Origin of the sequence: Pseudonocardia sp. ICBG1034, from assembly GCF_020131375.1 — a bacterium.
GTDB classification, from domain to species: domain Bacteria; phylum Actinomycetota; class Actinomycetes; order Mycobacteriales; family Pseudonocardiaceae; genus Pseudonocardia; species Pseudonocardia alni.
In genome coordinates, this window is sequence record NZ_JAHLEK010000015.1 from 1,450,136 (window position 1) to 1,476,815 (window position 26,680).

Annotated in this window: 22 protein-coding genes and 1 pseudogene; 12 read left to right on the top strand and 11 right to left on the bottom strand. The window is 73.7% G+C overall.

All coding sequences use genetic code 11. From position 1 onward, the window contains the following. Window positions 1–13: 13 nt before the first annotated feature. The 4 genes from KPF22_RS08350 to KPF22_RS08365 all read right to left on the bottom strand — a co-directional run bounded on the left by KPF22_RS08350 (window position 14) and on the right by KPF22_RS08365 (window position 3,520). Complete coding sequence (locus tag KPF22_RS08350; RefSeq protein ID WP_224401643.1) at window positions 14–811, bottom strand: glucose-1-phosphate cytidylyltransferase; 798 nt, start codon at window positions 809–811, stop codon at window positions 14–16. Between the two features lie 240 nt (window positions 812–1,051). Further along, complete coding sequence (locus tag KPF22_RS33015) at window positions 1,052–1,942, bottom strand: sucrase ferredoxin (protein WP_224401644.1); 891 nt, start codon at window positions 1,940–1,942, stop codon at window positions 1,052–1,054. Further along, window positions 1,939–3,237: a JmjC domain-containing protein gene (locus KPF22_RS08360; RefSeq protein ID WP_224401645.1), complete on the bottom strand. Its 1,299-nt coding sequence runs from the start codon at window positions 3,235–3,237 to the stop codon at window positions 1,939–1,941. Before KPF22_RS08360 ends, KPF22_RS33015 begins: the two co-directional genes overlap by 4 nt. Then, window positions 3,227–3,520, bottom strand: coding sequence for a hypothetical protein (locus KPF22_RS08365; RefSeq protein WP_224401646.1), 294 nt, complete (start codon window positions 3,518–3,520; stop codon window positions 3,227–3,229). Before KPF22_RS08365 ends, KPF22_RS08360 begins: the two co-directional genes overlap by 11 nt. 309 nt (window positions 3,521–3,829) lie before the next feature. On the opposite strand from KPF22_RS08365, the gene KPF22_RS08370 reads away from it, so the two are divergent. Beyond that, entirely contained in the window at window positions 3,830–4,543 is a 714-nt protein-coding gene (locus tag KPF22_RS08370) for a hypothetical protein (RefSeq protein WP_224401647.1), read from the top strand. Here the strand turns inward: KPF22_RS08370 and KPF22_RS08375 are convergent. Further along, on the bottom strand, window positions 4,537–5,982 hold the full coding sequence (locus KPF22_RS08375; RefSeq protein ID WP_208819741.1) for a sugar transferase: 1,446 nt from the start codon (window positions 5,980–5,982) through the stop codon (window positions 4,537–4,539). The two genes, KPF22_RS08370 and KPF22_RS08375, sit on opposite strands and share 7 nt — an antisense overlap. Window positions 5,983–6,289: 307 nt before the next feature. On the opposite strand from KPF22_RS08375, the gene KPF22_RS08380 reads away from it, so the two are divergent. The 4 genes from KPF22_RS08380 to KPF22_RS08395 are packed head-to-tail and all read left to right on the top strand — an operon-like array spanning window position 6,290 to window position 11,173. Continuing rightward, on the top strand, window positions 6,290–7,726 hold the full coding sequence (locus tag KPF22_RS08380; protein WP_208819743.1) for a polysaccharide biosynthesis tyrosine autokinase: 1,437 nt from the start codon (window positions 6,290–6,292) through the stop codon (window positions 7,724–7,726). Beyond that, window positions 7,723–8,955 (top strand): hypothetical protein, encoded by a 1,233-nt coding sequence (locus KPF22_RS08385; protein WP_224401648.1) that lies wholly within the window; start codon window positions 7,723–7,725, stop codon window positions 8,953–8,955. Before KPF22_RS08380 ends, KPF22_RS08385 begins: the two co-directional genes overlap by 4 nt. Further along, complete coding sequence (locus tag KPF22_RS08390; RefSeq protein WP_224401649.1) at window positions 8,952–9,752, top strand: WecB/TagA/CpsF family glycosyltransferase; 801 nt, start codon at window positions 8,952–8,954, stop codon at window positions 9,750–9,752. Before KPF22_RS08385 ends, KPF22_RS08390 begins: the two co-directional genes overlap by 4 nt. Beyond that, window positions 9,749–11,173, top strand: a complete 1,425-nt coding sequence (locus KPF22_RS08395) for an O-antigen ligase family protein (RefSeq protein WP_224401650.1) — start codon at window positions 9,749–9,751, stop codon at window positions 11,171–11,173. The genes KPF22_RS08390 and KPF22_RS08395 overlap by 4 nt, the downstream gene beginning before the upstream one ends. A gap of 530 nt (window positions 11,174–11,703) precedes the next feature. On the opposite strand, the gene KPF22_RS08400 is transcribed toward KPF22_RS08395, so the two are convergent. Continuing rightward, window positions 11,704–12,345 (bottom strand): class I SAM-dependent methyltransferase, encoded by a 642-nt coding sequence (locus tag KPF22_RS08400; RefSeq protein WP_208819753.1) that lies wholly within the window; start codon window positions 12,343–12,345, stop codon window positions 11,704–11,706. After that, complete coding sequence (locus tag KPF22_RS08405; RefSeq protein WP_208819755.1) at window positions 12,342–14,156, bottom strand: aminotransferase class I/II-fold pyridoxal phosphate-dependent enzyme; 1,815 nt, start codon at window positions 14,154–14,156, stop codon at window positions 12,342–12,344. The genes KPF22_RS08400 and KPF22_RS08405 overlap by 4 nt, the downstream gene beginning before the upstream one ends. Before the next feature lie 162 nt (window positions 14,157–14,318). Between KPF22_RS08405 and KPF22_RS08410 the strand changes: the two genes are divergently transcribed. The 3 genes from KPF22_RS08410 to KPF22_RS08420 all read left to right on the top strand — a co-directional run bounded on the left by KPF22_RS08410 (window position 14,319) and on the right by KPF22_RS08420 (window position 16,867). Beyond that, a complete protein-coding gene (locus tag KPF22_RS08410) occupies window positions 14,319–14,900 on the top strand; it encodes a DUF4232 domain-containing protein (protein ID WP_224401651.1) in 582 nt (193 codons plus the stop codon). A 120-nt stretch (window positions 14,901–15,020) separates the two neighbouring features. Then, window positions 15,021–15,584, top strand: a complete 564-nt coding sequence (gene rfbC, locus KPF22_RS08415) for a dTDP-4-dehydrorhamnose 3,5-epimerase (RefSeq protein WP_208819759.1) — start codon at window positions 15,021–15,023, stop codon at window positions 15,582–15,584. Continuing rightward, window positions 15,584–16,867: an NAD(P)H-dependent oxidoreductase gene (locus KPF22_RS08420; RefSeq protein WP_224401652.1), complete on the top strand. Its 1,284-nt coding sequence runs from the start codon at window positions 15,584–15,586 to the stop codon at window positions 16,865–16,867. The genes rfbC and KPF22_RS08420 overlap by 1 nt, the downstream gene beginning before the upstream one ends. 28 nt (window positions 16,868–16,895) lie before the next feature. Here KPF22_RS08420 and KPF22_RS08425 read toward each other — a convergent pair. Beyond that, window positions 16,896–17,093 (bottom strand): annotated as a pseudogene (locus tag KPF22_RS08425) (sugar transferase); the annotation flags it as partial. 248 nt (window positions 17,094–17,341) lie between these two features. On the opposite strand from KPF22_RS08425, the gene KPF22_RS08430 reads away from it, so the two are divergent. The 4 genes from KPF22_RS08430 (at window position 17,342) to KPF22_RS08445 (ending at window position 22,984) form a co-directional block, all read left to right on the top strand. Continuing rightward, window positions 17,342–17,821 (top strand): hypothetical protein, encoded by a 480-nt coding sequence (locus KPF22_RS08430; protein ID WP_224401653.1) that lies wholly within the window; start codon window positions 17,342–17,344, stop codon window positions 17,819–17,821. Window positions 17,822–18,204: 383 nt separating this feature from the next. After that, entirely contained in the window at window positions 18,205–20,010 is a 1,806-nt protein-coding gene (locus KPF22_RS08435; protein WP_208819765.1) for a glycosyltransferase family 2 protein, read from the top strand. Further along, complete coding sequence (locus KPF22_RS08440; protein ID WP_224401654.1) at window positions 20,007–21,956, top strand: kelch motif-containing protein; 1,950 nt, start codon at window positions 20,007–20,009, stop codon at window positions 21,954–21,956. The genes KPF22_RS08435 and KPF22_RS08440 overlap by 4 nt, the downstream gene beginning before the upstream one ends. Further along, window positions 21,953–22,984: a glycoside hydrolase family 6 protein gene (locus KPF22_RS08445; protein WP_224401655.1), complete on the top strand. Its 1,032-nt coding sequence runs from the start codon at window positions 21,953–21,955 to the stop codon at window positions 22,982–22,984. Before KPF22_RS08440 ends, KPF22_RS08445 begins: the two co-directional genes overlap by 4 nt. Window positions 22,985–23,001: 17 nt before the next feature. Here the strand turns inward: KPF22_RS08445 and KPF22_RS08450 are convergent, their stop codons facing one another. The 3 genes from KPF22_RS08450 to rfbD all read right to left on the bottom strand — a co-directional run bounded on the left by KPF22_RS08450 (window position 23,002) and on the right by rfbD (window position 26,665). After that, a complete protein-coding gene (locus KPF22_RS08450) occupies window positions 23,002–24,504 on the bottom strand; it encodes an exopolysaccharide biosynthesis polyprenyl glycosylphosphotransferase (RefSeq protein WP_224401656.1) in 1,503 nt (500 codons plus the stop codon). Between the two features lie 434 nt (window positions 24,505–24,938). After that, complete coding sequence (gene rfbA / locus KPF22_RS08455; RefSeq protein ID WP_224401657.1) at window positions 24,939–25,826, bottom strand: glucose-1-phosphate thymidylyltransferase RfbA; 888 nt, start codon at window positions 25,824–25,826, stop codon at window positions 24,939–24,941. Continuing rightward, window positions 25,823–26,665: a dTDP-4-dehydrorhamnose reductase gene (gene rfbD, locus KPF22_RS08460; RefSeq protein ID WP_208819774.1), complete on the bottom strand. Its 843-nt coding sequence runs from the start codon at window positions 26,663–26,665 to the stop codon at window positions 25,823–25,825. The genes rfbA and rfbD overlap by 4 nt, the downstream gene beginning before the upstream one ends. Window positions 26,666–26,680: the final 15 nt, after the last annotated feature.

Sequence of the window (26,680 nt, forward strand, 5' to 3'; positions counted from 1 at the left end):
TCGCCGACGTCGGTCAGGCCCAGATCTTCCAGGGCGCCTCGCCGCGCGCCCACAGGCTGTTGAGGTACTCGAAGTCCTTGAAGGTGTCCATCGCCGACCAGAAGTCCTCGTGGCGGTGCACGTTGAGCTGCCCGTCGCGGGCCAGGCGCTGCAGCGGCTCGTGCTCGAGCCACACGCCGTCGTCGCCGGGCTCGCCGAGGTAGGAGTCGAGGAACTCGCGGCGGAAGGCGAAGTACCCGCCGGACACGAAGCCGGTCACCTGGGTGGGCTTCTCGTTGAACTCCACGACCCGCTCGCCCTCGACGTTCATCTCGCCGAACTTCGACGTCGGGTGCACCCCGGTGACGGTGCCGATCTTCCCGGACTGCTCGTGCTCCTTGGCCAGGGCGGTGATGTCGACGGTGCCGACGCCGTCGCCGTAGGTGAGGAAGAAGTTCTCGGTGTCGACGTACTGGGCGATCTTCCGGATGCGCGAGCCGGTGGCGGCCTCCAGGCCCGTCTCGGCGAAGGTGATCTCCCAGTCCTCGTCGACGCCGTTGTGGAAGTCGATCCGGTGCCGGTCGGACATGGACAGGGTGAAGTCCGCGGAGCGGGCCCGGTAGTCGAGGAAGTATTCCTTGATCGCCCAGCTCTTGTACCCCAGGCACAGGACGAAGCGCCGGAAGCCGTGCTCCCGGTAGGTCTTCATGATGTGCCAGACGATCGGCCGGTCACCGATCTCGACCATCGCCTTGGGCAGGCTCTCCGATGCCTCGCGGATGCGGGTGCCCTTGCCTCCGCAGAGGATGACGACGGGGGTCTGGGGGTCCATGGGGGGCCTTCCGTTCCTTCGTGGGGAGCGTGGTGGGGCGACGGCGTCGTAGTGGTGCAACCGAACACCACTACCGCACTGTTATCGCCGTCGGGCTGTCTCCCGCCTCACATCGGGCGACACCGGACAGCGCGGGTCGCCTCGCCACGACCTGTCCGCAGGTCATCCAGGGCTCCGGTGGGGACGGGATGATCGGCCCCGTCGTTTCCGTTTCGGAAACGACGGCCGCCCCGCCGGAGGTCAGGTGCGGGTGTCGACGAGGTCGAAGACCCGGATCCGGCCGGCCGGCCGGGCCGCACACGTCAGCGGCCGGTCCACCTCCACGAACCGTTCCCGCACCTGCACCACGCAGTCCGGGTGGTGGAACGCGACCCGCCAGGACGTGTGCCCGGGGGGCCTCCCGTCGGAGTCGACGTCCGCGACGCCCAGGTCGTCCACCCCGGTCGCGCCGGTGACGGCACGCGCGTGGTGCTGGGCGGCCTGCACGGCGGGCGGCAGCGCGGAGCGCCCCCGCAGCAGATTGGGGACGACGAGCCCGCGTCCGTACTCCCGCACGACGGCGGGCCCGTCGGCCGGGGTCACGCCGCCGTAGGTCAGGCCGTGGGGGAGCAGCACCAGGGCGGGGGCGAACCGGCAGCCGCCGATGTGGCTGCACTCCCAGGTGCCCTCGGGGTCGTCGGCGACGAGCGCGGCGGCGAGCGGCCGACCGCGGACGGCGCAGCAGGCGTCGTGCCGGCCGTGCGCGCAGACCAGCACCAGCGGGTCGGGGTGCGGTTCGCCGTCGGTGTGGACGGCGGCGGCCAGCTCGGCGGGGGAGGACCAGGTGCCGGTGCGGACGTCCTCGCGCCCGGGCCGGGCGTCGACGCGGAACCAGCGCCGCCCGGGTGCGACGGCGTCGCGGTCCCGGCGCCCGGGCCGGCGCACGAGCACGACCCGCGCGCCCACCTCCCCGGCCCAGGCCCCGAGCGCCGCCGCGGCGGCGGGATCGAGCCCGGCCAGGGCCTGACGCGGCCACGGCCCGGGGTGCTCGACGAGGAACCAGTGCCGCGCGGGCGGCGCGGTGCCCTCCGCCGGGTCACCGGCCGTGTCGGCGAGCTCGGCGCAGCGCCGGTACTCCCGGGCCGCGGTCACGCCGTGGCCGGGACGAGCACGCCCTCGCGCAGCAGCCGCCGGACGAGGACGATCTGGTCGTCGGCGTCGAGCCCGGGCAGGTCCCCGACGGTGTGCGTGCCGCCGCCGAGCAGGGCCGCCAGAGCGGGTGCGACGAGGGCGGGCAGCGTCAGCGTCTTCTCCGCCAGTTCCAGCACGACCCGATCATCACCCGGGACGAGGCGGTGGTGCACCCCGAGACGCCGGCGCACGGTGTCCCCGGGCGCGAGATCGCGGGCGAACGCGGCGGCGGCGACCGGCCGGACCGGCTCCGGGCGCCCGCCGGACCACACCCGGCCCCGGACCCGGCGCGACACGTCCTCGGCGGGGACGGCGGCGAGGGCACCGGTCAGCGCGGCGCGGACCGCGTCGAGGTGCGGGGCGAGCTGTTCCGGGTCGGCCAGGTCGACGCCCAGCGGCAGGCTCGCGCGCAGCCGCTCGTCGGCGGCGACCAGCGCCAGCAGCGACTCGACCAGCGCGTACCGGGTCACCACGTGCACGCCGACGGTCAGGTGCGCCGAGACGTCGCCGAGTGCGGTGGCGGAGTGCAGCCAGCCGCGGGGGAGGTAGAGCACGTCACCGGGTTCGAGGACCCGGTCGATCACGGGCTCGTCGTCGCGGGCGCGGGCGGCGACGGCGTCGCCGTGGTCGCTCCAGGGCTGGCTGCGCAGCGGGTCGGGGTGGACCGGTGCGTGGACGCGCCAGTGCTTGCGCCCGGCCAGCTGCAGCACGAACACGTCGTGCACGTCGTAGTGGGCGGAGAAGCCCTGGGACTGGGGCGGGGTGATGTAGGCGTTCGCCTGCACCGGGTGGCCGAGGTCCTCGGCGAGCGCGGTGCAGAAGTCGATGACGCCGGGCCAGACGCGGTGCAGCGCCTGCAGGACGACGGTGCTGCCGTCGCCGAACAGCGCGGCGACCCTGTCGTCGCGGACCTGGTCGCCGATCTCGGCGCCCACCCCGCCCGGGCCGGTGAAGTCACCCGAGCCGACGACGGACCCGTTGCGGGCCAGCCGCAGGAACGGGGTGCGCAGCCCGCGGCGGGACAGCAGCTCGTCGACGCCGTCGAGGTCGAGCAGGTCGCGGAACGCGCCGGTGTCCGCGCCGGTGCGCAGCAGCGCGGTGGTGCCCCAGTACCGGGCGCCGAACGTGTCGGTGTCCGAGCCGACCAGCCGCGCGAGGGCGCCGTTCCCGGACGCCGCACGTGCGCCGGCCGGCGCCGGGGTGCCCGCGGGGGGCGATCCGGCACCGGCCGTCGGCTCGCTCAGCTCAGTTCGCACCGCTGTCGGCGCCACCGTCGGCGCCGCCGTCGTGCTGGCCCGGGGTGCCCTCGCCGGCACCGGAGTCCGCGGGGCCCTCGGCGCCGGAGTCCGCGCCGCCGTCGTGCTGGCCGGGGGTGCCCTCGCCGGCACCGGAGTCCGCGGGGCCCTCGGCGCCGGAGTCCGCGCCGCCGTCGGCGCCGCCGTCGTGCTGGCCGGGGGTGCCCTGGCCGGCGCCGGAGTCCGCGGGGCCCTCGGGGCCGGAGCCGCTCGAGGTGGTGATGTCGTCGTCGTTCAGAGCCATGGTGGTCTCCTGGGTCGGTCGGGACGGTCGAGGGGCGGCTACCCCACCGGGAGCCCGGCCATGCACGTGCTCGCACCTCGGAACGACGACGGCGGCGACGCAGGCTGTGGGAGTGCTGCCGCCGGACGGGAGGATCCTGCGCCGGAGGTGCTCCGATCCCGCTGAAGCGAGGGCCCCGTGCTGGTCCGAGGAGGCTCGCCACCGGGACTCTCGTCAGAACTGACGATGTGCGACCCACGCATCCGTTCGGCGGACATGGACTGCCCCTACCGTGGGGCTCCACGGAGTACGAACCGTGGGGGAGGGACGATGACGTCGCTGGACGAGCGTGCCGAGGCGCACGAACGGGTGCCGATGCCGCCGCGATCGTTCCCGACCGGGTCGACGGCACGCCGGCCGCAGGTCCCCGCGCAGCCCGGGGCGGACGACCGGTTCCGGATCCTGATCGTGTGTACGGGCAACATCTGCCGCTCGCCCGCGGCCGAGCTTCTCCTGCGGTCCCTGCTCGTCGGACGGCTCGGAGGGCGGGAGGCCGCGCGGGCGGAGGTGTCCAGCGCGGGTGTGGCCGCCGTCGTGGGGTCGGGGATGCACCCGTTGTCCCGTGCTGAGCTCGCGCCCTGGGGACTCGACGCGCGTGCCGAGGGGTTCCGGGCCCGCCAGCTCGACGATCGCACCGTCGCCGGGGCCGACCTGGTGCTCGGCGCCGGCGTACGGCACCGCTCCACCGTGCTGGAGCGCCACCCGTACCTGCTCGACCGCACCTTCGCGCTGCGCGAGTTCGCCCGCCTCGTCGAGGCCTCCGACACCGCCGTCCTCCCGACGGACCTGGTCGAGCGCGGCCGGGGCCTGGTCGGCCTGGCCCGCGCCGCTCGCGGCACCGTCCCACCCGCCGACGACACCGTCCCCGACCCGATGGGCGGACCCGAGGCTGCACACCACGACGCGGTGCGACGCATCTTCGCGGCCGTGCACACGATCGTCGGCGAGCTCGCCCCGCGGCCGGCCGGCGCGCGCGTTCAGTAGGCGCCCCGCCCGCCCAGCACGGCACCCACGGTCTTCCAGAGGATCAGCAGGTCCAGCGCGGGGGTCCAGTTCTCGACGTAGCGCAGGTCGAGGCGGACCGACTCCTCCCAGGTGAGCGAGCTCCGTCCGCTGACCTGCCAGAGCCCGGTCATGCCGGGTTTGACCAGCAGGCGGCGTCGGGCGTCGTCGGCGTAGACGGCGACCTCGTGCGGGAGCGGTGGGCGTGGCCCGACGAGGCTCATCGACCCGCCGAGCACGTTGAGCAGCTGCGGCAGCTCGTCGACGGAGTAGCGCCGCAGGAACGCCCCGACCCGGGTGACCCGCGGGTCGTGGCGCATCTTGAACAGCGGGCCCTCACCGTCGGGGACCAGCGCGTTGCGCAGGGACTCGGCGTCGATGCACATGGACCGGAACTTCAGCATCCCGAAGGTCCTGCCGTGGGTGCCGACGCGTTCCTGTCGGAAGAACACCGGGCCGCCGTCGACGCTCTTCACCGCCGCCGCGACGAGCACGAACAGCGGTGCCGCGAGGACGAGCAGCAGGCCCGCGCCCAATCGGTCGGCGACGTGCTTGAGCAGCCGCGCCGGCGTCGACGGCCGTGGTCGAGACAGCCGCAGCAGCGGCAAGCCGTCGACCGGGGTGATGTGCATGCGTGGCCCGGCGATCTCCATCAGCCCCGGGTCGACGGCGAGCTCGACCGCGGAGCCCTCCAGCTCCCAGGCCAGCCGGTGCAGACGGGCAGACCCCCAGCCGGGGGCACGGCACACGGCGACCACCCCGTGCGACCCCGCCGTCGCGAACCGGGGGACCGAGTCCAGGTCACCCAGCACCGGCACCCCCTCGATCGCGGGCCCCGCCCCGGTGGGGACGCACACTCCGGTCACGACCCAGCCGAAGTACGGGTCCCGGCGGGTCCGCCGGACCAGCCCGGCGACGGCCTCCTCGTCGCCGACCGCCAGGACCGCGGTCAGCCCGCTGCCCCGGCCGCGGTGCCGGTGCAGCACCTTGCGGAGCCCGAACCGCACCCCCAGCAGGGCCGCCCCGGTCAGCGGGACCAGCGCGAACACCCATTCGCGGACCGACTCCACGAGCAGCCCCAGCCCGATCATCGCGAGCGCGACGTCGGCCAGGAGCACGGCGCGACCGACCCGTGCGAACTCGGCCGACCCCTGTCCCACCACCACCGGATCCCACGCCCGCGCGGCGGGCAGCGCCAGGGCGAGCAGCACCGCCGCGACGGCACCGGAGCCGATGCGCGCCAGATCGGTGGTCGGGTCCCCACCCAGGCCGGCGACCACCGCCACCGCGACGGTCACCCCGACGACCGTCAGGTCGGCGGCCACGACCGTCCGCACCGGGCGGTGCAGCCAGCGCGGCAGGGCCGGCGCCGCACCGACCGTCGTGGTCGTGCTCCCCCCGGTGGACGTGATGATGGGCATCGTCGCCGCCTCCTGGTGCGCGGTCCGTGTTGCGACCTCTCTCGCACCGTGGCGGCGCCACGTTAGCCGTCCTGCGGTCCGATTCCCGACGAAACCGCTGGCCATGCACGATTCGCAGCCGGATGCGTGCGATCAGTGAGGATCATTCCTCCCGACGGAGTACCGCGAGATCCTGCCCGTAACGACTCGCCGATTCCGACGAAGTCGTTGGCACGAACGCGGGGTGAACCTCCGGCGACGGTGCCACGGCGGCGCCCACCGCCGGGGTGCACCCGACCGGTACGGGTCGAGCTGGAGGTCTCGGGTGATGACGGTCGCAGGCTGTCTGCGCATCCTGCGCGAACGATGGCTCGTGGTCCTTCTGGCCACCGTTCTCGGTGCCGTCGCGGGCGGGGGCGCGTTCCTCCTGCTCCCCCCGACCTACACCGCGCACGCCACGCTCTACGTCTCCGCACGCGCCGCGGTCGACACCCAGCAGGCCTACCAGGGGGCGCAACTGTCCGAGCAGCGCGTCCGGTCCTACACCGCGCTGGTGACCGGCCGCCGGGTGACCTCCGACGTGGTCGCGGAGCTCGGTCTGCCGGAACGCCCCGAGGACCTGGCCGACCGGATCACGGCCACCTCCGCGGAGGACTCGGTGCTCATCGACGTCGCCGTCCGGGACGGCGACCCGGGCCGGGCCGCACAGATCGCCAACCGGATCGGCGAGGCGATGACCGGGATCGTCGCCGAGATGGAGACCCCACCGGGCTCCGGTGCCCCGGCCCCCGTCGCGCTGCGGGTCGTCGAGCCCGCCGTCGCACCCGACCGGCCGTCGTCGCCGGGACTGCTGCTCCTGCTCACCGTGGGCACGACGGTCGGACTCGCCCTCGGCTGCGGTGGGGTGCTGGCACGCCGGCTCCTCGACGTGTCGGTGCGCTCCACCGAGCGTCTGGAGGAGGTCAGCGGCGTGCCCACCCTGGTGTCGGTCCCGACCGACACCGCACTGCGCGGGTCGCGGCTCGTCGCCCCCGGGGCCGTGACCGGGCCGTTCGTGGAGGCGTTCCGCCGACTGCGGACCACACTCTCGTTCATCGACGTCACCCGGCCGCGCCGGGTCGTGCTCGTGACGAGCGGCGGCTCCGGGGAGGGGAAGACCACCACCGTCGTCAATCTCGCCGCGACGCTGGCCACGGCGGGACGCCGGGTCCTCGTCGTCGACGCCGACCTGCGTCGCCCCGCCGTCGCGGAGTCGCTGGGCGTGGAGCCGACCGTGGGTCTCGCCGACGTCCTGCTGGGACGGGTGTCGTTCGAGCGGGCGCTGCAGCACGCCGGGTCCGCGGGGGTCTCGGTCCTCGCCGCCGGGTGCCCCGTCCCCGATCCGGGTGAGCTGCTGGCGAGCGACGGCATGACCGCGCTGCTGGCGTCGGCCCGGTCCCGCTTCGACGTCGTCCTCGTCGACACCGCGCCGCTGCTGCTGTTCACCGACGCCTCGGCGCTCGCGCCCGCGGCGGACGGTGTCCTGCTGGTGTGCCGCTACCGCACGGCGACGTATCCGAGGGTCGCGGAGTCGCTGCACGCCCTGGCCACCGTCTCGGTGCGTCCGCTGGGGACGATCCTCACCGCGACCCCGCCGTCGCACGACGCCGAGTACGCCGGCTACCGGCGCGAGCAGCGTTCCGTGCCCGGCGTGGTGGAGAGGACGACCCCTGCCGGCCCCGTACAGCCGGCCAGGGTGGAGTCCGAACCACGGGTCCGCACGTGACCGACGCGGCGACGCCGGTACGGACGCCCGTCGTGGCGGTCCGCCGGCTGCTGCACGGCACCGCGGCGGCTCCACAGGCGACGGCCAGTCTGTACACCCTGGCCGCGACCGCCCTGGTGGCCCGGGAGCTCGACGTGGTCGACTTCGGCCGGTTCGCCGTGGTCCAGCTCGTGCTGATGTTCGCGGTCGGCGTGCAGCGCGCCGGGCTGCTGATACCGGTGATGATCCGGCCCGGTGCGGGGGAGCGCCCGCCGCAGGCCGGGGTCCGTACACGGGTCCTGCTGCAGTCGCTCGCCGCCGCGGCGGTCACCGCGGCGGTGGGCGTCGTCGTCGGCGGGGGAGCGCGCGACATCTGCCTCGCACTGGCCGTCGCCGTCGTGCCGGTCCTCTACTGGGACACCGTCCGCGCGCACCTGCAGGGCACCCGTGGCTACCCCGCGCTCACCCGCGGCGAGCTGACCTGCCTGGTCACCGGCGTGCTCTGGTTCGCGGCGGTTCCGCTGCTCGCCCGTGACGTCCTCGTGGTCGCGGCCGGGCTCGCCGTCGCGCCGGCCGTCGCCGCCCTCACCGTGCTCCCGCCGTGGTCGGCGCGCTGGCAGACCGGCCCCGAACGGCACGGGTCGCGCGCCGGACGCCACCTGCTGCTCGACTACCTCGTCTACACCGGACTGGACCAGGTCGTGCTGGTCGTGGCCGGGGCGTTCCTCACCGTCGTCGCGACCGGCGCCCTGCGGCTGGGACAGACCGCGCTCGGCCCGGTCACGGTACTGCTGCTCGCCTGCGAGACCACCGCCGTGCCCCGGCTGCGGGACCTGTCCGGCGGCCGGTCCCATCGGCTGCGGGTGGCGGCACCGGTCTTCACCGGAGTGGCCCTCGCCGCGCTCGCCTGCGGCGTCGCCCTCGCGCTGCTCCCCGCGGACTGGGGGACGGCCCTGCTGGGACCTACCTGGACGGCCGCCGGGGGTGTCGTCGCGGCGCTCGCCGTGCGTCAGGCGGTGTCCGCGCTGGCGGCGGTCCCGACCCTGGCCCTGCTCACCTCGGGCGCGACCCGCACGATCATCCGCTGCCGCGTCCTCACCGCCCCGCTCGTCGCGGGCGGGAGCCTGCTCGCCCTGGCCGGTGGCGACGTCGTCACCTTCGCCTGGTCCTTCGCCTGCCTGCACCTGGTCGCGTCCGGCGCGTTGTGGGTGGCGGCGCTGCGCCCCGGGGCGTCGCAGGAGGCACGGTGACCGCCGGACCGGCGCCCGACCGGCGGGTCCGCGACGTGCTGCGTCCCTGGCTGCCGACCGTCCGCATCGCGGGGATCGACGTGGTCGACCTCGCGCGCCGCGACCTCGTCGACCGTGCCGTGGACGCCGTCAAGCGCCCGGCCCCGGCACCGACCGTGATGTTCGCCCTGCACGTCGGCGGGCTGAACGAGACCGCGGACCCCGCGTTCGTGCGGGTCATGAATGCGGCCGACTTCGTCTACGCCGACGGTATGTCCGTCGTGCTGCTCGGCCGGTTGGCGGGCGCGCGGTGGATGGAACGCACGACCACGACCGACGTCGGCCCGGAGATCCTCGAGCGGCTCGCCTTCGAGCTCGGCCGCCCGCCCCGGGTCGCGATCGTCGGGGGCCCTCCCGGTCTCGCGGAACGGGCGGTCGCGGTGCTCTCCGGGCGGTACGGCGTGCTCGACGCCGGCACCTGCGACGGCTACCGCGACGACTACACCGCTCCGCTGGCCGCGATCGGTGAGCGCGAGCCGGACCTGCTCGTGGTCGCGATGGGCATGCCGCGGGAGGCGGAGTGGGTCCGCCGCCACCGGGCGGGGATCACTGCCCCGCTGGTGCTCACCGCGGGCGGGCTGCTGGGGTTCCTGACCGGCGACGAGACCCGGGCGCCCCGGCTGGCCGGCCGTACCGGCCTGGAGTGGGTGTGGCGGCTCGCCCAACGCCCGGCCCTCGCCTCGCGCTACGGCCACGGCGCGCTGACCGTCGCCCGGCTCGCACTGCGCGACCGCCGGACGACCGGGGGGCCACCGTGACGGCCGGCCCGGCCTTCCGGCCGGCAGGACTGGTCCTCGCCTACGCCGTGCTGTGGACGGCCGGGCTCGCGGCCGCGTTCTGGGTGCTCGCCGTCGTCGTGCTGCTCCCGGCGCTGCTGCGCGCTCGGCTCGGCGCGGCGTCCGGGGCGCTACTGGTCGTCGCCGTCGCCCTGGTGCTGTCCTCGGCCGTCGGGACCGCCGCCGGATACGCCTCGGCGGACCGGTTCGTCGGGCTGGCCGCGAACGTCGCCGTCTGGGTCGCGCTCGCCGCGATGATCGCCGTGGTCGGGACGGCCCACCCCGACGATCTCCGACGGCTGGTACGCGCGGCTGTCACGGTCGGTGTGCTGCACAGCGTCGTCGCAGTCCTCGCGGTGTGGCTGTATCCGACGCCGTCGCCGGTTCCGCTGCTCGGCGCGTACGCGGGCGCGCTACCTCCCGGGGTCGCCGCGTTCACCACGAACGACCTGGTGGTGCACGGCTGGCTCGACGGCAGCGTCCTGCGCGCCACCGGGATGATGGGCAACACCACGTGGTCCGGGGCGGTGTCCGCGCTGACCCTGCTGGTGCTGCTGCATCCGGCCGCCCGCAGCTGGGCGCGGCTGCCGTGGCGGGTGCCCGCCGTCGTCGCCTGCGCGGTGTCGGTGTACCTGTCCTACAGCCGTGCCACCCAGATCGCGCTGGTCCTGGCCCTGCTGGGGACCGCGCTCCGGCACGTCTGGCGGGCCCACCGGGCGGGCCCCGCCGCGGTCGTCGCGGTGTGCGGGGCGTTCGTCGCGGGGGTGGTCGGGTTCGCGCCCGGCCTCGTCGACGCCGTCACCGAGGTCAACGCGGCCCGCGCCGGGTCCGCGGAGTCCCGCGGTGCCATCTACGCCGCGACCGTGGACCGGCTCGTCGGGCTCGGCGTCCCCGTCCTCGGGTTCGGGCTCAAGCCGCGCGACGACGGCCTCGTGGCGAGCGTCGCCACCCACAGCACGTACCTGGGCCTCGCCTTCCGCGCCGGCCTGCTCGGGCTGGGCGCGCTGCTGGTGTGCGGTGTCGCGCTGTGGCGCGCCTGCGCGGCCCGTTCCGCACTGCCCCGGGCGATCGTCGCGACCGTCGCGGTCTGGGCGGTCTTCGAGGACCTCGACGCCGGGCACCTCGTGCCGGTGTTCCTCGTCGTCGCTCTGGCCCTGGCCCGGCTCGACCCGCCCGCGGCACCCATCGACAAGGAGCACGACCATGCCCGTCACCTCCCGCATCGAGGGCCTCGTCCGCGCCTGGCGCGCCCGGACACGGCGCCTGGCCCGGCTCCGCGCGGTGCCGGAGAACGCCGACATCCGGCCCCGGACGGCGCTCGCGCTGGCCGCGCACCGGCTGGCCGGGCGGCTCCCGGTGCTGGGCCCGGTGCACCGGCGCCGGCACGCCGCGTCCTTCCGTGAGGACCTGCTGCTGCTCAACGACGTCCTCGCCGGGACCCGCTTCGGCGGGCACTACTGGGTGTGGGGCGGCATGCTGCTCGGGTGGGCCCGCGAGGGCGGGCTGCTCGCCCACGACGTCGGTGACGCCGACTTCTGCTTCGACTCGAGCGCCGACGGCGACTTCGCCGCCGCCGTGCCCGCCCTGTACGCCGCCGGGTTCCGGCCGTGGTTCAGCTACCGGGACTCCGACGGCGAGCTGCGGGAACGCGTCTTCGTGCGCCGCGGCTCGAAGTTCGAGTTCTTCCGGCTCACCGCCGCCGACGGCGACCAGGAGTACCGGATGTTCGGCAGCGACGGCGTCGATCCGGTCGAGGTCGTCGGCCGGTTCCCGGCCCAGCGGTCGGAGGTCTTCTCCTTCCTCGGGCGCCACTGGAACAAGCCCACCGACCACGAGGCGCTGCTGGCGCGCCACTACGGCGACTGGCGGACACCCGTGACCGACTGGGACTACCTCACCCAGGACGGCACGGTGGTCACGACCCGGCCCTGGGTCACGGCGCCGGAAGGTAGAGGTTGAACCGGACCGCGGCGTTCGCGTAGCCGAGGCCCAGCTCGGCGCGGTGGACCTCGGCCCCGGGAAAGGCCGAGATCAGCCGCTCCGCGTCCATCGCCAGGTGGTCGTACACCGCGCGGTCGTAGGCGCGCTCGCGGGTGTCGGTGAGCCGGCTGTCCGGGATGTCCAGCACGGCCACTCCGATGCCCGCGTCGTGCATCCGCCGGATCAGGTCGACCGCGGTCTCCTCGGAGTCCATGTAGAGGAATCCGCCGACGGAGAACGCCTGGGTGAGCCCGTAGGACTCGAACTCGAGGTCGTTGAGATCGGCCCAGTGGTACTCGACGTTCGGCAGGTCCCGGCGCTCCCGGGCGACGCGCAGCACGGTCTCCGAGTAGTCGAAGCCGTGCACCGCGCGCACGTGCGGGGCGAGCTGCGCGGCGATCCGGCCGGTGCCGCAGCCCAGGTCGCCGACGACGTCGTCCGGGCCGAGCCGCAGGTGCCGGCGGACCAGCTCCGCGGTGGCGGCGGTGAACAGCTCGTAGTCCCGTGCGGGCATCGTGGCCTCGTAGCCGTTCCAGTCGGCGCGGTCGTCGTCCCGGTCGTTCCACACCGAGCGCCACACGTCGCTGCGTGTCATCGGGACACCACCTCCTGGGAGACCGGGGCGAGCCGGCGCAGGCACCCGCACAGACGCCGGTTCTCCCCCGTGGAGCGGACCGCGAGTCGCCACAGCCGCCGGTCACCGGTGAACTTCGCCGAGACGTTCTTGACGAGGATCTCCTCGTCGACCAGCAACCGCTGCTCCAGCTCCGCCACGTCAGCGGCACCGGGGACGAGCTCCACCAGCAGGAAGTTCCCGCCGCTGGGGTGCACCGCCGCGACGACCGGCAGCGCCCGCAGCTCCTCCGCGAACAGGTCCCGGTCGAGCTTGGTGCGCTCGAACGACGCCGTCAGCTCCGACGGGTACTTCAGCAGCGACTCGACGTAGTGCTCGGCTACCGAGTTCATGTTCCACACCGGCAGGTCGTCGCGGATCCGGGCGGTCCATGACGGATCGGTGCTGTAGACGTAGCCGATGCGCAGGCCCGGTACGCCGAGGGACTTGCTGAGACTGGTGAGCACGACCACGCCGTCGCGGGGCTCGCGTTCCAGGATCGGCACCAGCGAGGGCTCGTCGGAGAAGTCGACGAACGACTCGTCGACGACGACCGTGGTCCCGGTCCCGCGCAGCCGGTCCAGCACGGCGACGACGTCGGCGGTGCGCGCGGTGGTGCCGGTGGGGTTGTTCGGGTTCACGACGACCAGCAGGTCGTGGTCGCGTGCGGCGGCCGCGACGGCGTCGGGGTCGAAGCGGCCGCGGTCCTCGTAGACGCTCGCGCCGGGAAAGGCACGCGGGTACTCACCGAACGTCGGGGACGGGAGCAGCACCCGCTTCCCGATGAAGGCCGCCCGCAGCGTCGGGAAGAACTGGGCCGCGCCGTTGAGCAGCACGACGTTCTCCGGGCGGCAGAGCAGGTGGTGGGCGAGCTTGCGGTCGAGCACGGTCTGTGCGGAGCCGTAGTTCTCCATCAGCCGCGGCAGGTAGGCGCGCATCTGGGAGACCAGCGAGTCCGGCGGGAAGTGCATGTTGCGGATGAACGCGAAGTCGAGCACCTCGTGGTTCCAGTAGCCGCCCCAGGACGACTCCAGCTGCGTCCGGCGCCGCTCCGGGGCGAACAGGTACTCGGCGTTGCGCAGGTCGTTCGGGTCGTCGACCTCGGCCCAGGTCTCGCCGTCGAGCTGCTCGGCGTGGATCCGGGCCTGTCCCATGTAGACGAGCATCCCGAGGATCAGCTCGTAGTAGCACTGGTTGTCGAAGTTCTGCGTGTAGTAGCGCAGGAGCTTGCTGAACACGTCGCGGCAGAACTCCGCCGAGAACCGGTAGAGGTTCAGCGTCTTGAACTTGTCGGTGAAGTCGAACGCCGCGTCCTGCAGCGACGCGGGGATGACCTGGGTGACGACGTCCGACGTGGACACCGTCACGACGGTCCCGTCCAGCCCCATCCGGTACCGGTCGACGAGTGCGACGTTGGGCCGGTCGCACTCGATCAGCCGGCGCATGACGGCCGGCTCGAAGATCAGATCGGACTCCAGGAGGAGCAGGTCGTCGTCGATGTCGATCTGCTCGAAGGCGAGGGCGAGGGAGTAGATGTTGTTGGTCTCGTCGTAGCGGGTGTTGCGCACGAACGAGATGTCCAGGTGTGGGTAGCGGTCGAGCAGGTGCTGTTCGAGCTGCTCGTGCAGGTATCCGGTGACCACCGTGATCGTCATGACGCCGTTGTCGGCCAGGGACCCGACGAGCCGGTCGATGATCGTCCGGTCGCCGACCGTCAGCAGCGTCTTGTGCGTGTCCCGGGTGAGAGGGAGCATGCGGCGGCCGAGTCCGGCCGCCAGGATGATCGCGCGCACTATCAGGTCCTCCCGCCGCCCTGCCGGCCCGCGGGGGTGCCGGTCGTCGGGTGTGGACTCGCACGTGCCCGACCTGCCGTTACCCGTCGAGGGGACCCACCTCCGGGTGGTCCCGCCGCTGCCGCGCAGCGTGATCGGGCGACACGGACAACGGTGACGACCATGACCGCACACCGCGCACCTCTGTTGATCGGACTGCTGTCGGCCGGCCTGCTCGTCGCCGGATGCGGCGGCGCAACCGAGCCGGCGGCCCAGGCACCGGCAGCGCTGTCGTCGGCACCGACCACCGCGCCGCCGCAGCCCACCGAGGACGCCTCCCGTGCGGCCGGACAGGTGGCCCGCTGTACCAGCAACACCGTGCAGGCGTCGGTCGGCACCACCCTCGGCGACAGCCAGAAGGACACCACCATCGTCTGGCGCAACACCTCCGACGCGCCCTGCACGATGACCGGGTTCGGCGGCGTCGACCTGCGCGGTCCGGACGACCCGCAGTTCGGGCCGTCCTACTCGCTGCCCCGGGCGGGGGAGGAGCCCACCGCGGTCGTCGTCAAGCCGGGCGGGACCGCGCACACCGTGATCACGTGGCTGCCCGGGGACAGTTGGACGCCGATCGACATCGTCGTGACCGCGCCGGACGAGACGACGTCGACGACGCTGAAGTGGGACCAGGGCCCGGTCTCCCGTCAGGACGGCGCGACCCGCCCCGGCACCTACATCCACCCGGTGGCGCCCGGCTCCGTCTGACCCCGTCTCGGTCACCCCGTGCCGCGGGTGGCACACACCCCGTCACGGCCGGAGTCGTGTGCGCCACCCGCGCGGGGGTCCCCGATAACGGTCGACCGGCCCTGACCGATGATGCCGGGCGTGGAGATCCAGCAGACCCCGCTCCCCGGATCGGCTCTCATCGACTTGAAGCGACTCTCCGACGACCGCGGCTTCTTCGCCCGCGCCTTCTGCGAGGAGGAGTTCCGCGACGCCGGGCTCGACCCGACGATCACCCAGTGCAACCTCTCGTACAACCACGAGGCGGGCACCCTGCGCGGCTTCCACTACCAGCTGGAGCCCAACGCCGAGGTCAAGGTCATCCGCTGCGTCCGCGGCGCGATCTTCGACGTGATCGTCGACCTGCGCCCGGACTCCGACACCTACCTGCAGTGGTTCGGTGCCGAGCTGTCCCAGGACAACTACCGGGCGATGTACGTGCCGCGGAACTTCGCGCACGCCTACCTCACCCTCACCCCGGACGCGACGACGATCTACCAGGTCTCGACGCCCTACACCCCGGGCGCCGAGCGCGGCCTGCGCTGGAACGACCCGGCCCTGGACGTCGAGTGGCCGCACGCGGTCGACCACGTCTCGGACAAGGACGCGAACTGGCCGCTGCTGGCCGACAACTCCGACTTCCCGTCGGTCACCGGAGCCCGCTGATGCTGATCCTCGACACCGCCCTCGCGAAGCGCGCCGCCGAGAACCGCCCGATCCGGGTCGGCCTGGTCGGCGCCGGGTTCATGGGCCGTGGCCTGGTCAACCAGATCGTGAACTCCACCCCCGGGATGGACGTCGTCGCGATCGCCAACCGCACCGTCGCCACCGCCGTGCGTGCCTACACCGAGGCCGGTCTGGAGCCGGTCGAGGTGTCGACGACCGCGCAGGTCGAGGCGATGGTCGCGAAGGGCGTCCCGGCCGTGCTCGGCGACGCGTTCGCGCTGCTCGCCGCGGAGAACATCGACGTGCTCGTCGACGTCACCGGCGCCGTCGAGTTCGGCGCCCGGGTCACCGTTGCCGCGATCGAGCGCGGGCTGCCCGTCGTCACGATGAACGCCGAGCTCGACGGCACCGTCGGCCCGCTGCTCGCGCACCGCGCCCGCGCCGCCGGGGTCGTCCTGACCGGAGCCGACGGCGACCAGCCCGGCGTCCAGGCCAACCTGCTGCGCTTCGTGCGCGGCATCGGGGTCACCCCGCTCGTCGCCGGCAACATCAAGGGCCTGCAGGACGAGTACCGCACGCCCACCACGCAGCAGGCGTTCGCCGAGAAGTGGGGGCAGGACCCCTACATGGTCACCAGCTTCGCCGACGGCACCAAGGTGTCGTTCGAGCAGGCGATCGTGGCCAACGCGTTCGGCTTCACCGTCGGCAAGCGCGGCATGTACGGCCGCGACCACGCCGGGCACGTCGACGAGCTGACCGCGGCCTACGACGTCGACGAGCTGCGCGAGCTGGGCGGCGTCGTCGACTACGTGGTCGGCGCCAAGCCGGGCCCGGGCATCTACGTGCTGGGCACCCACGACGACCCGAAGCAGCGCCACTACCTGAACCTGTACAAGCTCGGCGAGGGCCCGCTGTACAGCTTCTACACCCCGTACCACCTGTGCCACTTCGAGGTCCCGAACACCATCGTGCGGGCCGTCGACTTCGCCGACGCCGCGCTGAGCCCACCCGCCGGGCAGCGCGTCGACGTCGTCGCCACCGCCAAGCAGGACCTGAAGGCAGGACACACGGTCGACGGGCTGGGCGGCTACGACACCTACGGCGTCGCCGAGTCCTCGCCGGTCACGCGCGCGGAGCGGCTGCTGCCGATGGGCGTCGCCGAGGGGTGCACGCTGGTGCGCGACGTCGCGAAGGACGCCGTGCTCACCTACGACGACGTCACCCTGCCCCCGGGCCGGCTCGTCGACGCGCTCCGCGAGGAGCAGGAGAAGCTGTTCGCCTGAGCGGCCCGCAGGCCGCGGCGCCGGGTCGGTAGGCGCCGCGGCTGCGGAGCACCGCGCCGACGGTCTTCCACAGGATCAGCAGGTCCGGTGCGGGGGCCCGGATCTCGACGTAACGCAGGTCGAGACGGACCGGCTCCTCGCAGGTCAGCGAGCTGCGTCCGCTGACCTGCCACAGGCCGGTCATGCCGGGCTTGACGAGCAGGGCGGGGAGAAGGGGCCACGGACCGCTGGGGTCGGCGTCGTCGCCCGCTCGGTGCCGGGAGTGCACCGTTCGCTGCTCCTGCATTCGACAGGCGGACGCCTACCGTGAGCGACCGCTCCCTCACCGGCGCGCACGTTGCGCCGTTCACCGTAATCCACGCGAAGGGTTGTCATCAGGAGTGACGATCGCGGCGTCTCATCAGAATTGAGTAACGCCCACGCCGCCGGATGCGACAGGTGATCGAACGATCATCCTGCGTGAGGAGGCGACGGGTGCCGTTGCGCCGCTTCGACCGGACGTCCTGGCCCGAGCACGGCCCGCACCGCGACCTGCTCGATCTGCTCGACGACGTCCACGTGCACCACGGCTGCCCGTCGGAGCGTGTGCTCGCCCGCCGGCTGCGGACCTCGACCGCGCGGGTCCGCGACGTCGTCCGCGGCCGTGCCCTGCCCGGCGACGCCGTCGGGGTCCGGGACCTGGTCGCCGCGCTCACCGCGCAGGACCGGGCCGATCCGGCGACGGTGGACCGGGCCGAGGCCCTCACGGTCGCGGCCCGCCGCGAGCGCGACGGTGCCGGACCCTGGCCCGCCGGGCGCCGGACGGGCCGACCGCTCTGGTCGCCTCCGGGCGTCGCTCCGGCGGCGGGTCCCGCGACGACGGGCACCCGCCGGACCGCGGTCGCCGCGCTCCTGCTCGTGCTCACCGCGGCGGTCGCGACGGCCGTCGTGCTGTCGGGGCACCTGCCCTTCTGACCCCGCCGGCCGGTCCGTCCCGTCATCAGAACTGGGGACCTCGGCGGAGTTCGCGATGGATCATCAGAATCGATGATCCGACACATCGCGTAATGATGAGCTAGGCCGTTCGGCCCAGGGCCGTGCGGCCGAAGAGATCATCCACGTCGGGGTTTCCCCTGCTCACCGCACCTCTCGATCACGACACGGTCACGGCGGGTCCCGGGGGCCGGCGCGGACGGCGCAGTCCGGCCGCCACGCGTCGTAACGGGGTGTCGGGACGCGTCGATGGACGCTCCACACGGGAACGATCACGCCCCCAGGGGGCCGGCCGGGACACGCGCCGAGCCCTCCCTCCGGCGTGCCCACCGCACGTTCCCGACCGAGATCTGGGAGGTACGCCGGTGACCGCGAGCGTCGCGTCCGGCACCCCGCAGAACCGGGCGCCCGCCGTGGGGGCCCGGTCGCTGCACGACTTCAGCCGCATCTCCGGCGAGGTCACCGAGCCGCCGCCGGCAGGCGAGACGTACCGGGTGCGGTACCGCAACCTGCACGACGGTCAGGGCCGCCGCTGGGCGGGCACCCTGGCCATCATCGGCGCGAACGTCGCCTTCGAGGTGCTGTTCGTGGTCTGGCTGCTGCAGCCCTCCCACCATCCCGACGTCGACGAGCGCTGGTGGATCCAGGCCGCGAACGTCTTCGTCATCGGCTCCATCGCGCTGGTCGAGACGATGCGGCTGGTCAACGTGTTCTCGCTGTCGCTGGCCTCGGTGCTCGCCCGCGACCCGGTCCCGGTCCGGCCGGACCCGGCGCTGCGGGTCGCGTTCCTGACCACGATCGTCCCCGGCTCGGAGCCGATCGAGATGGTCCGCGCGACGCTGGAGGCCGCGCGGCGGATCCGGCACGAGGGCACCTTCGACGTCTGGCTGCTCGACGAGGGCGACGACCGCGAGGTCCGGCGGATGTGCGCCGAGATCGGTGTCCGGCACTTCTCCCGCAAGGGCGTCGCCGCCTACAACGAGCCGTCGGGTTTCTTCATGGCGCGCACCAAGCACGGCAACTACAACGCCTGGGTGCACGCGGAGGGCCACCGCTACGACGTGTTCCTGTCCGTCGACCCCGACCACGTGCCGCTGGCGAACTACGCCGAGCGGATGCTCGGCTACTTCCGCGACCCCGACGTCGCGTTCGTCGTCGGGCCGCAGTGCTACGCCAACTGCGACAACTTCGTCACCACCGCCGCGGAGTCCCAGCAGTTCCCGTTCCACTCGCTGATCCAGCGGGCCGCGAACGCCTACGGCATCCCGATGCTCGTCGGGACCAACAACGCCGTGCGGATCGACGCGCTGCTCGCCGTCGGCGGGCTGCACGACTCGATCACCGAGGACATGGCGACCGGGCTGGCGCTGCACGCCCGGCGCAACCCGTGGACCGGGCAGCGCTGGCGCTCGGTGTACACACCGGACGTCGTCGCGGTGGGGGAGGGGCCGTCGTCCTGGACGGACTTCTTCTCCCAGCAGCTGCGCTGGTCGCGCGGCACCTTCGTGATCCTGCAGGGCATCTTCCTGAAGCGGCTGCGCCGGCTGTCCCCGCCGCGGGCGCTGCACTACCTGCTGATCACCGCGTTCTACCCGTCGATGGCGATCGGCTGGATCCTCGGCGCCGTCAACGCCTCGCTCTACCTGGCGTTCGGGGTGTCGGGCATCGTCGTCCCGCCCGCGCTGTGGCTGGCGCTCTACGTCGACGCGACCGCGTTCCAGCTGTGGGTCTACATCCGCAACCGCCGCTACAACGTCAGCCCCTACGAGCACGAGAACTCGACCGGGCTGACGGGGATGGCGATGTCGGTGCTCTCCGCGCCGATCTACGCGTCCTCGCTGGTCGCGACGGTGCTCCGGCGTCCGGCGACGTTCGTCGTCACCCCGAAGGCGGAGGCGGCGAGCCCGGACCGCGTCGTCACCTTCGCCCGGCACCTGCGCTGGTCGGGGTTCCTGGCGGCGGCGATCGCGGCGTCGTTCGCGTTCGGCTACGCCAACCTCGACGTCCTCATGTGGCCGGCGCTCGCGCTGGTCGTCTCCCTGGTCCCGATGGCGATCTGGCTGGGCGGCCTGCTGCGCACCCGCGGCCGGGTCGCGTCCGCGGCCGAGCTCGTCGAGCTCGTGCCCGTGATCCCCGAACCCCGTGACGAGAAGATCGGAGCCGTGGCGTGAGACGCCTGCTCTCCCGGGCGGCGCGTGCCGTCCTCGGCCGCCGCAGGCTGATCGCGATGATCGGCGTGCCCACCGTGCTGCTGGCGGTGAACGCCCCGCCCGCGTTCGCCTGGATCTCCGAGGTGCGCCACGAGGCGTGGCTGCACAGCGCCGAGTACACCGCCGCGAACGGCCGCTGGGACGTGGTCGAGCTGCCCGCGGACGTCCGGATCAACGCCATCCACGCCGCGATGCTGCCGACCGGCAAGGTCCTGCTCGTCGCCGGCTCGGGCAACGACCAGAAGCAGTTCGACGCCGGCACCTTCCGCACCCTGGTCTACGATCCGGTCACCGGCGACGCGACGGAGATCGACACCCCGTCGGACCTGTTCTGCGGCGGCCACACCTTCCTGCCCGACGGGAAGCTCCTCGTCGCCGGCGGCACCCAGCGCTACGAGGTCCTCGACGGCTTCGTCACCCGCGCCGCCGGCGCGATGCGGATCCGCAACGAGAACCCCGACCGCGAGCTGCACCTGGACTCCGGCACCGTGTTCCGCGACCCCGACGGACGCGAGTACACCCTCACCAGCCCGGCCCACGTCATGTCCGCGACCAAGACCGGCGAGGGCGACGGGACCGTCGTCACCGCCAGCGAGACCATCGGCTTCGTCGAGTCCACCGAGGAGGGCGCCGCCGGGGTCACCGACCGGCCCGCCCAGTACACGATCCCGTCGCTGGACCCCGGGGACGCCGCGAACGTGTACGGCATGGGCGACAGGATGACCCTGGACAAGCAGGACTTCCAGGGCATCGCCGACTCCTACGAGTTCGATCCGTTCGCCGAGAAGTACGTGCGCGTCGGGGACATGACCCAGAAGCGCTGGTACCCCACGCTCACCGGGCTGCCCGACGGCCAGGTGCTCGCGATCTCCGGTCTCGACGGCACCGGGCAGATCCTGCCCGGCCAGAACGAGGTCTACGACCCGGCGACGAAGCGCTGGACCGACCGGCCCGACCTGTTCCGCTACTTCCCGACCTACCCGGCGATCTTCCAGACCCGGCAGGAGGGACGGCTGTTCTACTCCGGCTCCAACGCCGGCTACGGCCCGGCCGACGCCGGACGCGTCCCCGGGTTCTGGAACCTGGCGGACAACTCGTTCGCCCCCGTCCCGGGGCTGCGCGAGCCGGAGCTGATGGAGACCTCCGGGTCGTCCTGGGCCGGGCCGGTGCAGGACCAGCGGATGGTCGTCGTCGGGGGCGGCGGGGTCGGCGAGTCCCCGGTGTCCTCGGCGCGGATCGACACCATCGACCTGCGCGCGCCGGCGCCCGCGTTCACCCCCGGCCCGGACCTGCGCACCCGCACCCGCTACCCGAGCGTCGTGCAGCTGCCCACCGACGACCTGCTGATCACCGGCGGCTCGGCGGACTACCGCGGCAAGGGCGCGAGCGACATCCTGCAGGCCAACCTGTACCACCCGGGCACGAACACGCTCTCCGCCGTCGCCGACCCCGCGGTCGGGCGCGACTACCACGCCGAGGCGCTGCTGCTGCCCAACGGCCAGGTGCTCACCGCGGGCGGGAACTCCCTGTTCAAGAACGTGGACAACACCAAGCCCGCCCCGTTCGAGCAGCGGCTGGAGATCTACACCCCGCCGTACCTGTTCCACGGCCCGCAGCCGGTGATCGCGACGGCCCCGGAGGAGGCCGGCCTCGGCACCACCATGACCGTGACCAGCCCGGACGCGGCCCGGGTCACCCAGGCCCGGCTGATCCGGCCCAGCGCGGTCACCCACGCGACCGACGTCGACCAGCGCTCGGTGCGCCTCGACATCGCCCGCGGCCCGGACGGCTCGCTCCGCCTCGCCGTACCCGCCGAGCCGACCCTGGTGCCGCCGGGCTGGTACATGCTCTTCCTCGTCGACGACGCCGGGGTGCCGTCCGTGGCGTCATGGGTGCACCTCAGGTGACACACTCCAGCATCGTGCGCTCGCTGCTGGCAGTCTCCTCCGGTGCCCTGGCCGCCGCCCTGACTCTCGTCTCGTGCGGGGCGGGCGCGCCCACCGCGCCCGCACCGGGCGACCCGGCGTCCGCCCCGCCGAGCGCGACGGGGCTGTTCGTGGACCCGCGCAGCGCCGCGGCCGACCAGGTCGTCCGGTGGCGCGACGAGGGCCGCGACGCCGACGCCGACCAGATCGAGAAGATCGCCTCGCAGCCGTTCCCGCACTGGGTGAGCGGCGACGTCGCCGCGGCCCAGGCCGACACGAAGGACTACGTCGACCGGGCCACCGCGGCCGGTGCGCGCCCGCTGCTGGTCGCCTACAACATCCCGCACCGCGACTGCGGCAGCTTCTCCGGCGGCGGCGCCCCGGACGGCGGCTACTACCGGAACTGGGTGACCGAGATCGTCCGCGGACTGGGCGGCACGACGGCCACGGTCGTCCTGGAGCCCGACGCGGTGCCGCACGAGCTGTCCGGCTGCGTCGACGGCGACCTGCGCGACGAGCGCTACCAGCTGCTGTCCGAGGCGGTCGCGGCGTTCAAGACCGCGGGTGCCCGGGTCTACGTCGACGCGGGCAACCCCGGCTTCATCAGCGACGTCGACGCCCTCGCCGGCGCGCTGGAGCGCTCCGGGGTCCGGGCCGCCGACGGGTTCGCCCTCAACGTCGCGAACTTCTACCCCACCCCCGAGGTCGTCGCGTTCGGGCGGCAGCTCTCCGACCGCCTGGGCGGGGCGCACTTCGTCGTCGACACCAGCCGCAACGGCCAGGGTGTCGCCGACGAGGCGTCGCTGGGCGGGGTGCCCGCGTTCTGCAACCCGCCCGGTCGCGGGCTCGGGGCGGACCCGACCACCGAGACCGGCGACGACCGCGTCGACGCGCTGCTGTGGGTTAAGCGTCCCGGCGAGTCCGACGGTGCCTGCCGTCCGGGGGAGCCCGCCGCCGGGCAGTGGTACCCCGAGTACGCCCTCGGGCTCGCGCAGCGCCAGGCCGGCTGACCCGCCCGGGCGGCCGCTCAGTGCCGGCCGCGCCGGACCAGCTCCCGCGCCGTGCGCACGACGATCTGGGCGTCGAGCCAGAGCGACCAGTTGGCGATGTAGTAGTTGTCGTGCCGGACCCGGTCGGCGATCGAGGTGTCGCCGCGCAGCCCGGAGATCTGGGCGAGCCCGGTGAGCCCGACCGGGACGCGGTGGCGGGCGGTGTAGCGCTCGTGCTCGGCGGAGAAGCGTTCGACGAACGACGGCCGCTCCGGGCGCGGCCCGACCAGGCTCATGTCCCCGCGCAGGATGTTCCAGAGCTGGGGCAGCTCGTCGAGCGAGGTGCGGCGGATGAGCCTGCCGACCGGGCCGACCCGGGCGTCGCCCGCGATGGACCACCGGGTCTGCTGCTCGCGCTCGTCGACCGGGCGCATGCTGCGGAACTTCAGGACGGTGAAGGGCAGGTTGTCCAGGCCGATGCGTTCCTGACGGAAGATGACCGGCCGCCCGCTCTCGACGAGCACGGCGAGGGCGACCGCGACCAGCAGCGGTGAGGCCAGCGCCAGGGCGAGCGCGGACACCACGACGTCGCCCAGGCGCTTGAGCCGCCAGGACAGCCGGTTCCTCGGGTCCGCGGGCAGCCGCAGCAGCGGGATGCTGCGCAGCCGTTCGACGCCGGAGTGGTCGTGCACCAGCTCCGAGAGCCACGGCAGCAGCAGGACGCCGAGCCCGTCGCGGCGGGCCTCGATCGCCGCGTCGAGGACGGCGGCGTCGTCGACGCCGTGGCAGGCGAACACGACGACGCGCACCCGGTGCCGGGCGGCGGCGTCCCGGATCCGCGCGGACAGCGCCGCCCGCTCGCGCGCGACCAGGAGGTCGAGGTCCTCGGAGAGGACGTGGCCGAGTGGGCGCAGGCCGTACTCGGGGTGGGCGCGCATGGTCTCGTCGAGCTCCACCGCCCGCGATCCGGTGCCGACGATCAGCGTGGGCTCGCCGACGGCCCACCGGACCCGCAGCAGCCGGGCGGCGAACAGCACCGCGGCCCGCAGGGTCAGGGCGACGAGGGTGGCCAGCAACACGACCTCGACCGGCCCGGCGACGTCGATGCGGGTGTCCAGGTTCTGCTGCAGGGCCATCGCCCCGGCCAGCACGAGCCCCATCGTCACGACGAGGGCGGCCAGCTCGCGGGGCAGGTCGTCGAACCAGGACAGACGCAGCCGGGAGCGGTGCAGACGCGCTGCCGAGCGCACGGCGAGCAGCAGCGCGGAGGCGGCGACGACGCCGTCGTGCCCGGTCGGCGCGACCACGACCGCGGCGGTCCCGACGGCGACGACGTCGGTCAGCACCAGCACCGTCCGGACGAGGCTGACCCGGGCGGCCAGCCTGCGCACCGGCGCCGGGGCGGAGGAGGTGTCGGCCCGGGCGGGCGGCCCGACCGGGCGGGGGCCCCGGCCCGCGACCCGCCGCCGGAGCAGGGGCCGGTGATGGGTACGGGGTGTGGCGCGTGCGGGGCGACGGGCCTGCGTCGGTCCGGCGCTCACGGCCGGCCGGCCGCGCGGAAGATGCACTGCGACAAGAAGATCCACATGATGCGCCGCCCGTTCGTGCGACGGAGCGTTGCGGCGGATGGTGCGAGCGATGTCACGACGAGTAACCACCAATCGCGAGGGCGTGGACCGGAACGGCGCACGGCGTTAACCCATTCAGAGGTATTGCCTGAGAACTGGCCGCACACATGGCGAGGTCGTCGTGCACGCTACGTGCGTTACGGCAGCGAACGTGGGATTCGCATCACTCGTTTGCCCTGGTTGTCTTCTCAAGAAGACGAGCGCTGCGTGACGATAAGTGCCACAACGGAACCCGGGTCGATGCCGTCGATCGACCACGGAGAGTCAGGACCCGGACGCGCCGTCGGTGGTGACCACGAGGCCCGCCGTCGCTGTCACCGCGGCGAGGACGGCGGCGCCGTGCCGGGCTACGACCTGAACTGATCCGCGACGGCCATGACGTACTCGCCGTAGCCCGAGCCCGCCTGCTGCGCCCCGAGGGTGTGGCAGGCGGCGGCGTCGATGAAGCCCATCCGCAGGGCGACCTCCTCGACGCAGGCGATACGGATGCCCTGGCGGTTCTCCAGGACGCGGACGTACTGGCCTGCCTCCATCAGCGACTCGTGGGTGCCGGTGTCGAGCCAGGCGAAGCCGCGTCCGAGGTCCTGCAGGCGGGCGCGGCCCTGTTCGAGGTAGGCGCGGTTGACGTCGGTGATCTCGAGCTCGCCGCGGGCCGAGGGGGTGATGCGCGCGGCGATGTCGACGACGCGGTCGTCGTAGAAGTAGAGACCGGTGATGGCACGGTCCGAGCGGGGGTGCTCGGGCTTCTCCTCGATCGAGAGCAGGGTGCCGTCGGGGGCGGCCTCGCCGACGCCGTAGCGCCGCGGGTCGCGCACCGGGTAGCCGAACAGCACGCAGCCCGCGTCGCCGGAGGCGACCTCGGCGGCGCGGCGGCGCAGCAGGTCGCCGAATCCGGCGCCGTGGAAGATGTTGTCGCCCAGCACGAGCGCCGACGGCCCGCCGCGGACGTGGTCGGCGCCGATGACGAAGGCCTCGGCCAGGCCGTTGGGGTGCTCCTGGGCGGCGTAGGTGATCTGCAGGCCGAGCCGGCCGCCGTCGCCGAGCAGGCGCTGGAACCCGGGCAGGTCGTGCGGGGTGGAGATGAGCAGGATCTCCCGGATCCCGGCCAGCATCAGCGTGGTCAGCGGGTGGTAGATCATCGGCTTGTCGTAGACCGGCAGCAGCTGCTTGGACACCGCCGCGGTCAGCGGGAACAGCCGGCTGCCGGTGCCACCGGCCAGGATGACGCCCTTCACCGGGCGGTCCCGAGGTGGGCGCCGAGCCCGTCTCGCCACGGCGGCATGGTCACCCCGGCCCGGGTCGCGCGGGACAGGTCGAGCACCGAGTTCGCCGGCCGGCGCGCCAGGTGCGGCCGGTCCGCGGCGTACTCGGCGGTCGACACCGGGCGGACGTCGCCGGGGTCGCGGCCGCAGCGGGCGAACACCTCCCGGGCCAGTCCGTGCCAGCTGACCGGCTCGCCGTCGCCGGTCACGTGGAAGGTGCCGTGCCGCCCGGACCCGGCCAGCACGAGCAGCGCCGCGGCCAGGTCGGGGGTGAACGTCGGCCGACCCACCTGGTCGTCGACGACGGCGGGGGAGACCCCGTCGCGGGCCAGCCGCGCCATGGTGGCGACGAAGTTGCCGCCGTCGCCGACGACCCAGCTGGTCCGCACGATCACGTGCCGCTCCGGCAGTGCCGCCCGCACCGCCAGCTCCCCGGCTGCCTTCGACGCGCCGTACACCCCGAGCGGGGACGGCGGGGCGTCCTCGGGCACCGGGCCGGGCGCGGTGCCGTCGAAGACGTACTCGGTGGAGACGTGGACCAGCAGGCAACCGTGCTCGCGGGCCGCCGCGGCCAGGTGCGCGGGGCCCGCCGCGTTCGCCCGCCACGCCGCGCCCGGTTCGGTCTCCGCACGGTCGACGGCGGTGTAGGCGGCCGCGTTGACCAGCACGTCGACGCCGGTGAAGTCGTGCGCGGCGACGGCGCCGGCGTCGCCGATGTCCAGCGCCGCACGGTCGAGTGCCACCGCGCCGGGCAGCGCGGCGACCAGCGCCCGCCCGAGCTGCCCGTTCGCCCCCAGCACGCACGCGCGCACGCGCCCACCTCCCGA

Bases quoted from the DNA above. Each gene is read 5' to 3' on its own strand.
- KPF22_RS08350 (WP_224401643.1), bottom strand. From the start codon at position 811: ATGGACCCCCAGACCCCCGTCGTCATCCTCTGCGGAGGCAAGGGCACC.
- KPF22_RS08365 (WP_224401646.1), bottom strand. From the start codon at position 3,520: ATGGCTCTGAACGACGACGACATCACCACCTCGAGCGGCTCCGGCCCC.
- KPF22_RS08370 (WP_224401647.1), top strand. From the start codon at position 3,830: ATGACGTCGCTGGACGAGCGTGCCGAGGCGCACGAACGGGTGCCGATG.
- KPF22_RS08375 (WP_208819741.1), bottom strand. From the start codon at position 5,982: ATGCCCATCATCACGTCCACCGGGGGGAGCACGACCACGACGGTCGGT.
- KPF22_RS08380 (WP_208819743.1), top strand. From the start codon at position 6,290: ATGACGGTCGCAGGCTGTCTGCGCATCCTGCGCGAACGATGGCTCGTG.
- KPF22_RS08400 (WP_208819753.1), bottom strand. From the start codon at position 12,345: ATGACACGCAGCGACGTGTGGCGCTCGGTGTGGAACGACCGGGACGAC.
- KPF22_RS08410 (WP_224401651.1), top strand. From the start codon at position 14,319: ATGACCGCACACCGCGCACCTCTGTTGATCGGACTGCTGTCGGCCGGC.
- KPF22_RS08420 (WP_224401652.1), top strand. From the start codon at position 15,584: ATGCTGATCCTCGACACCGCCCTCGCGAAGCGCGCCGCCGAGAACCGC.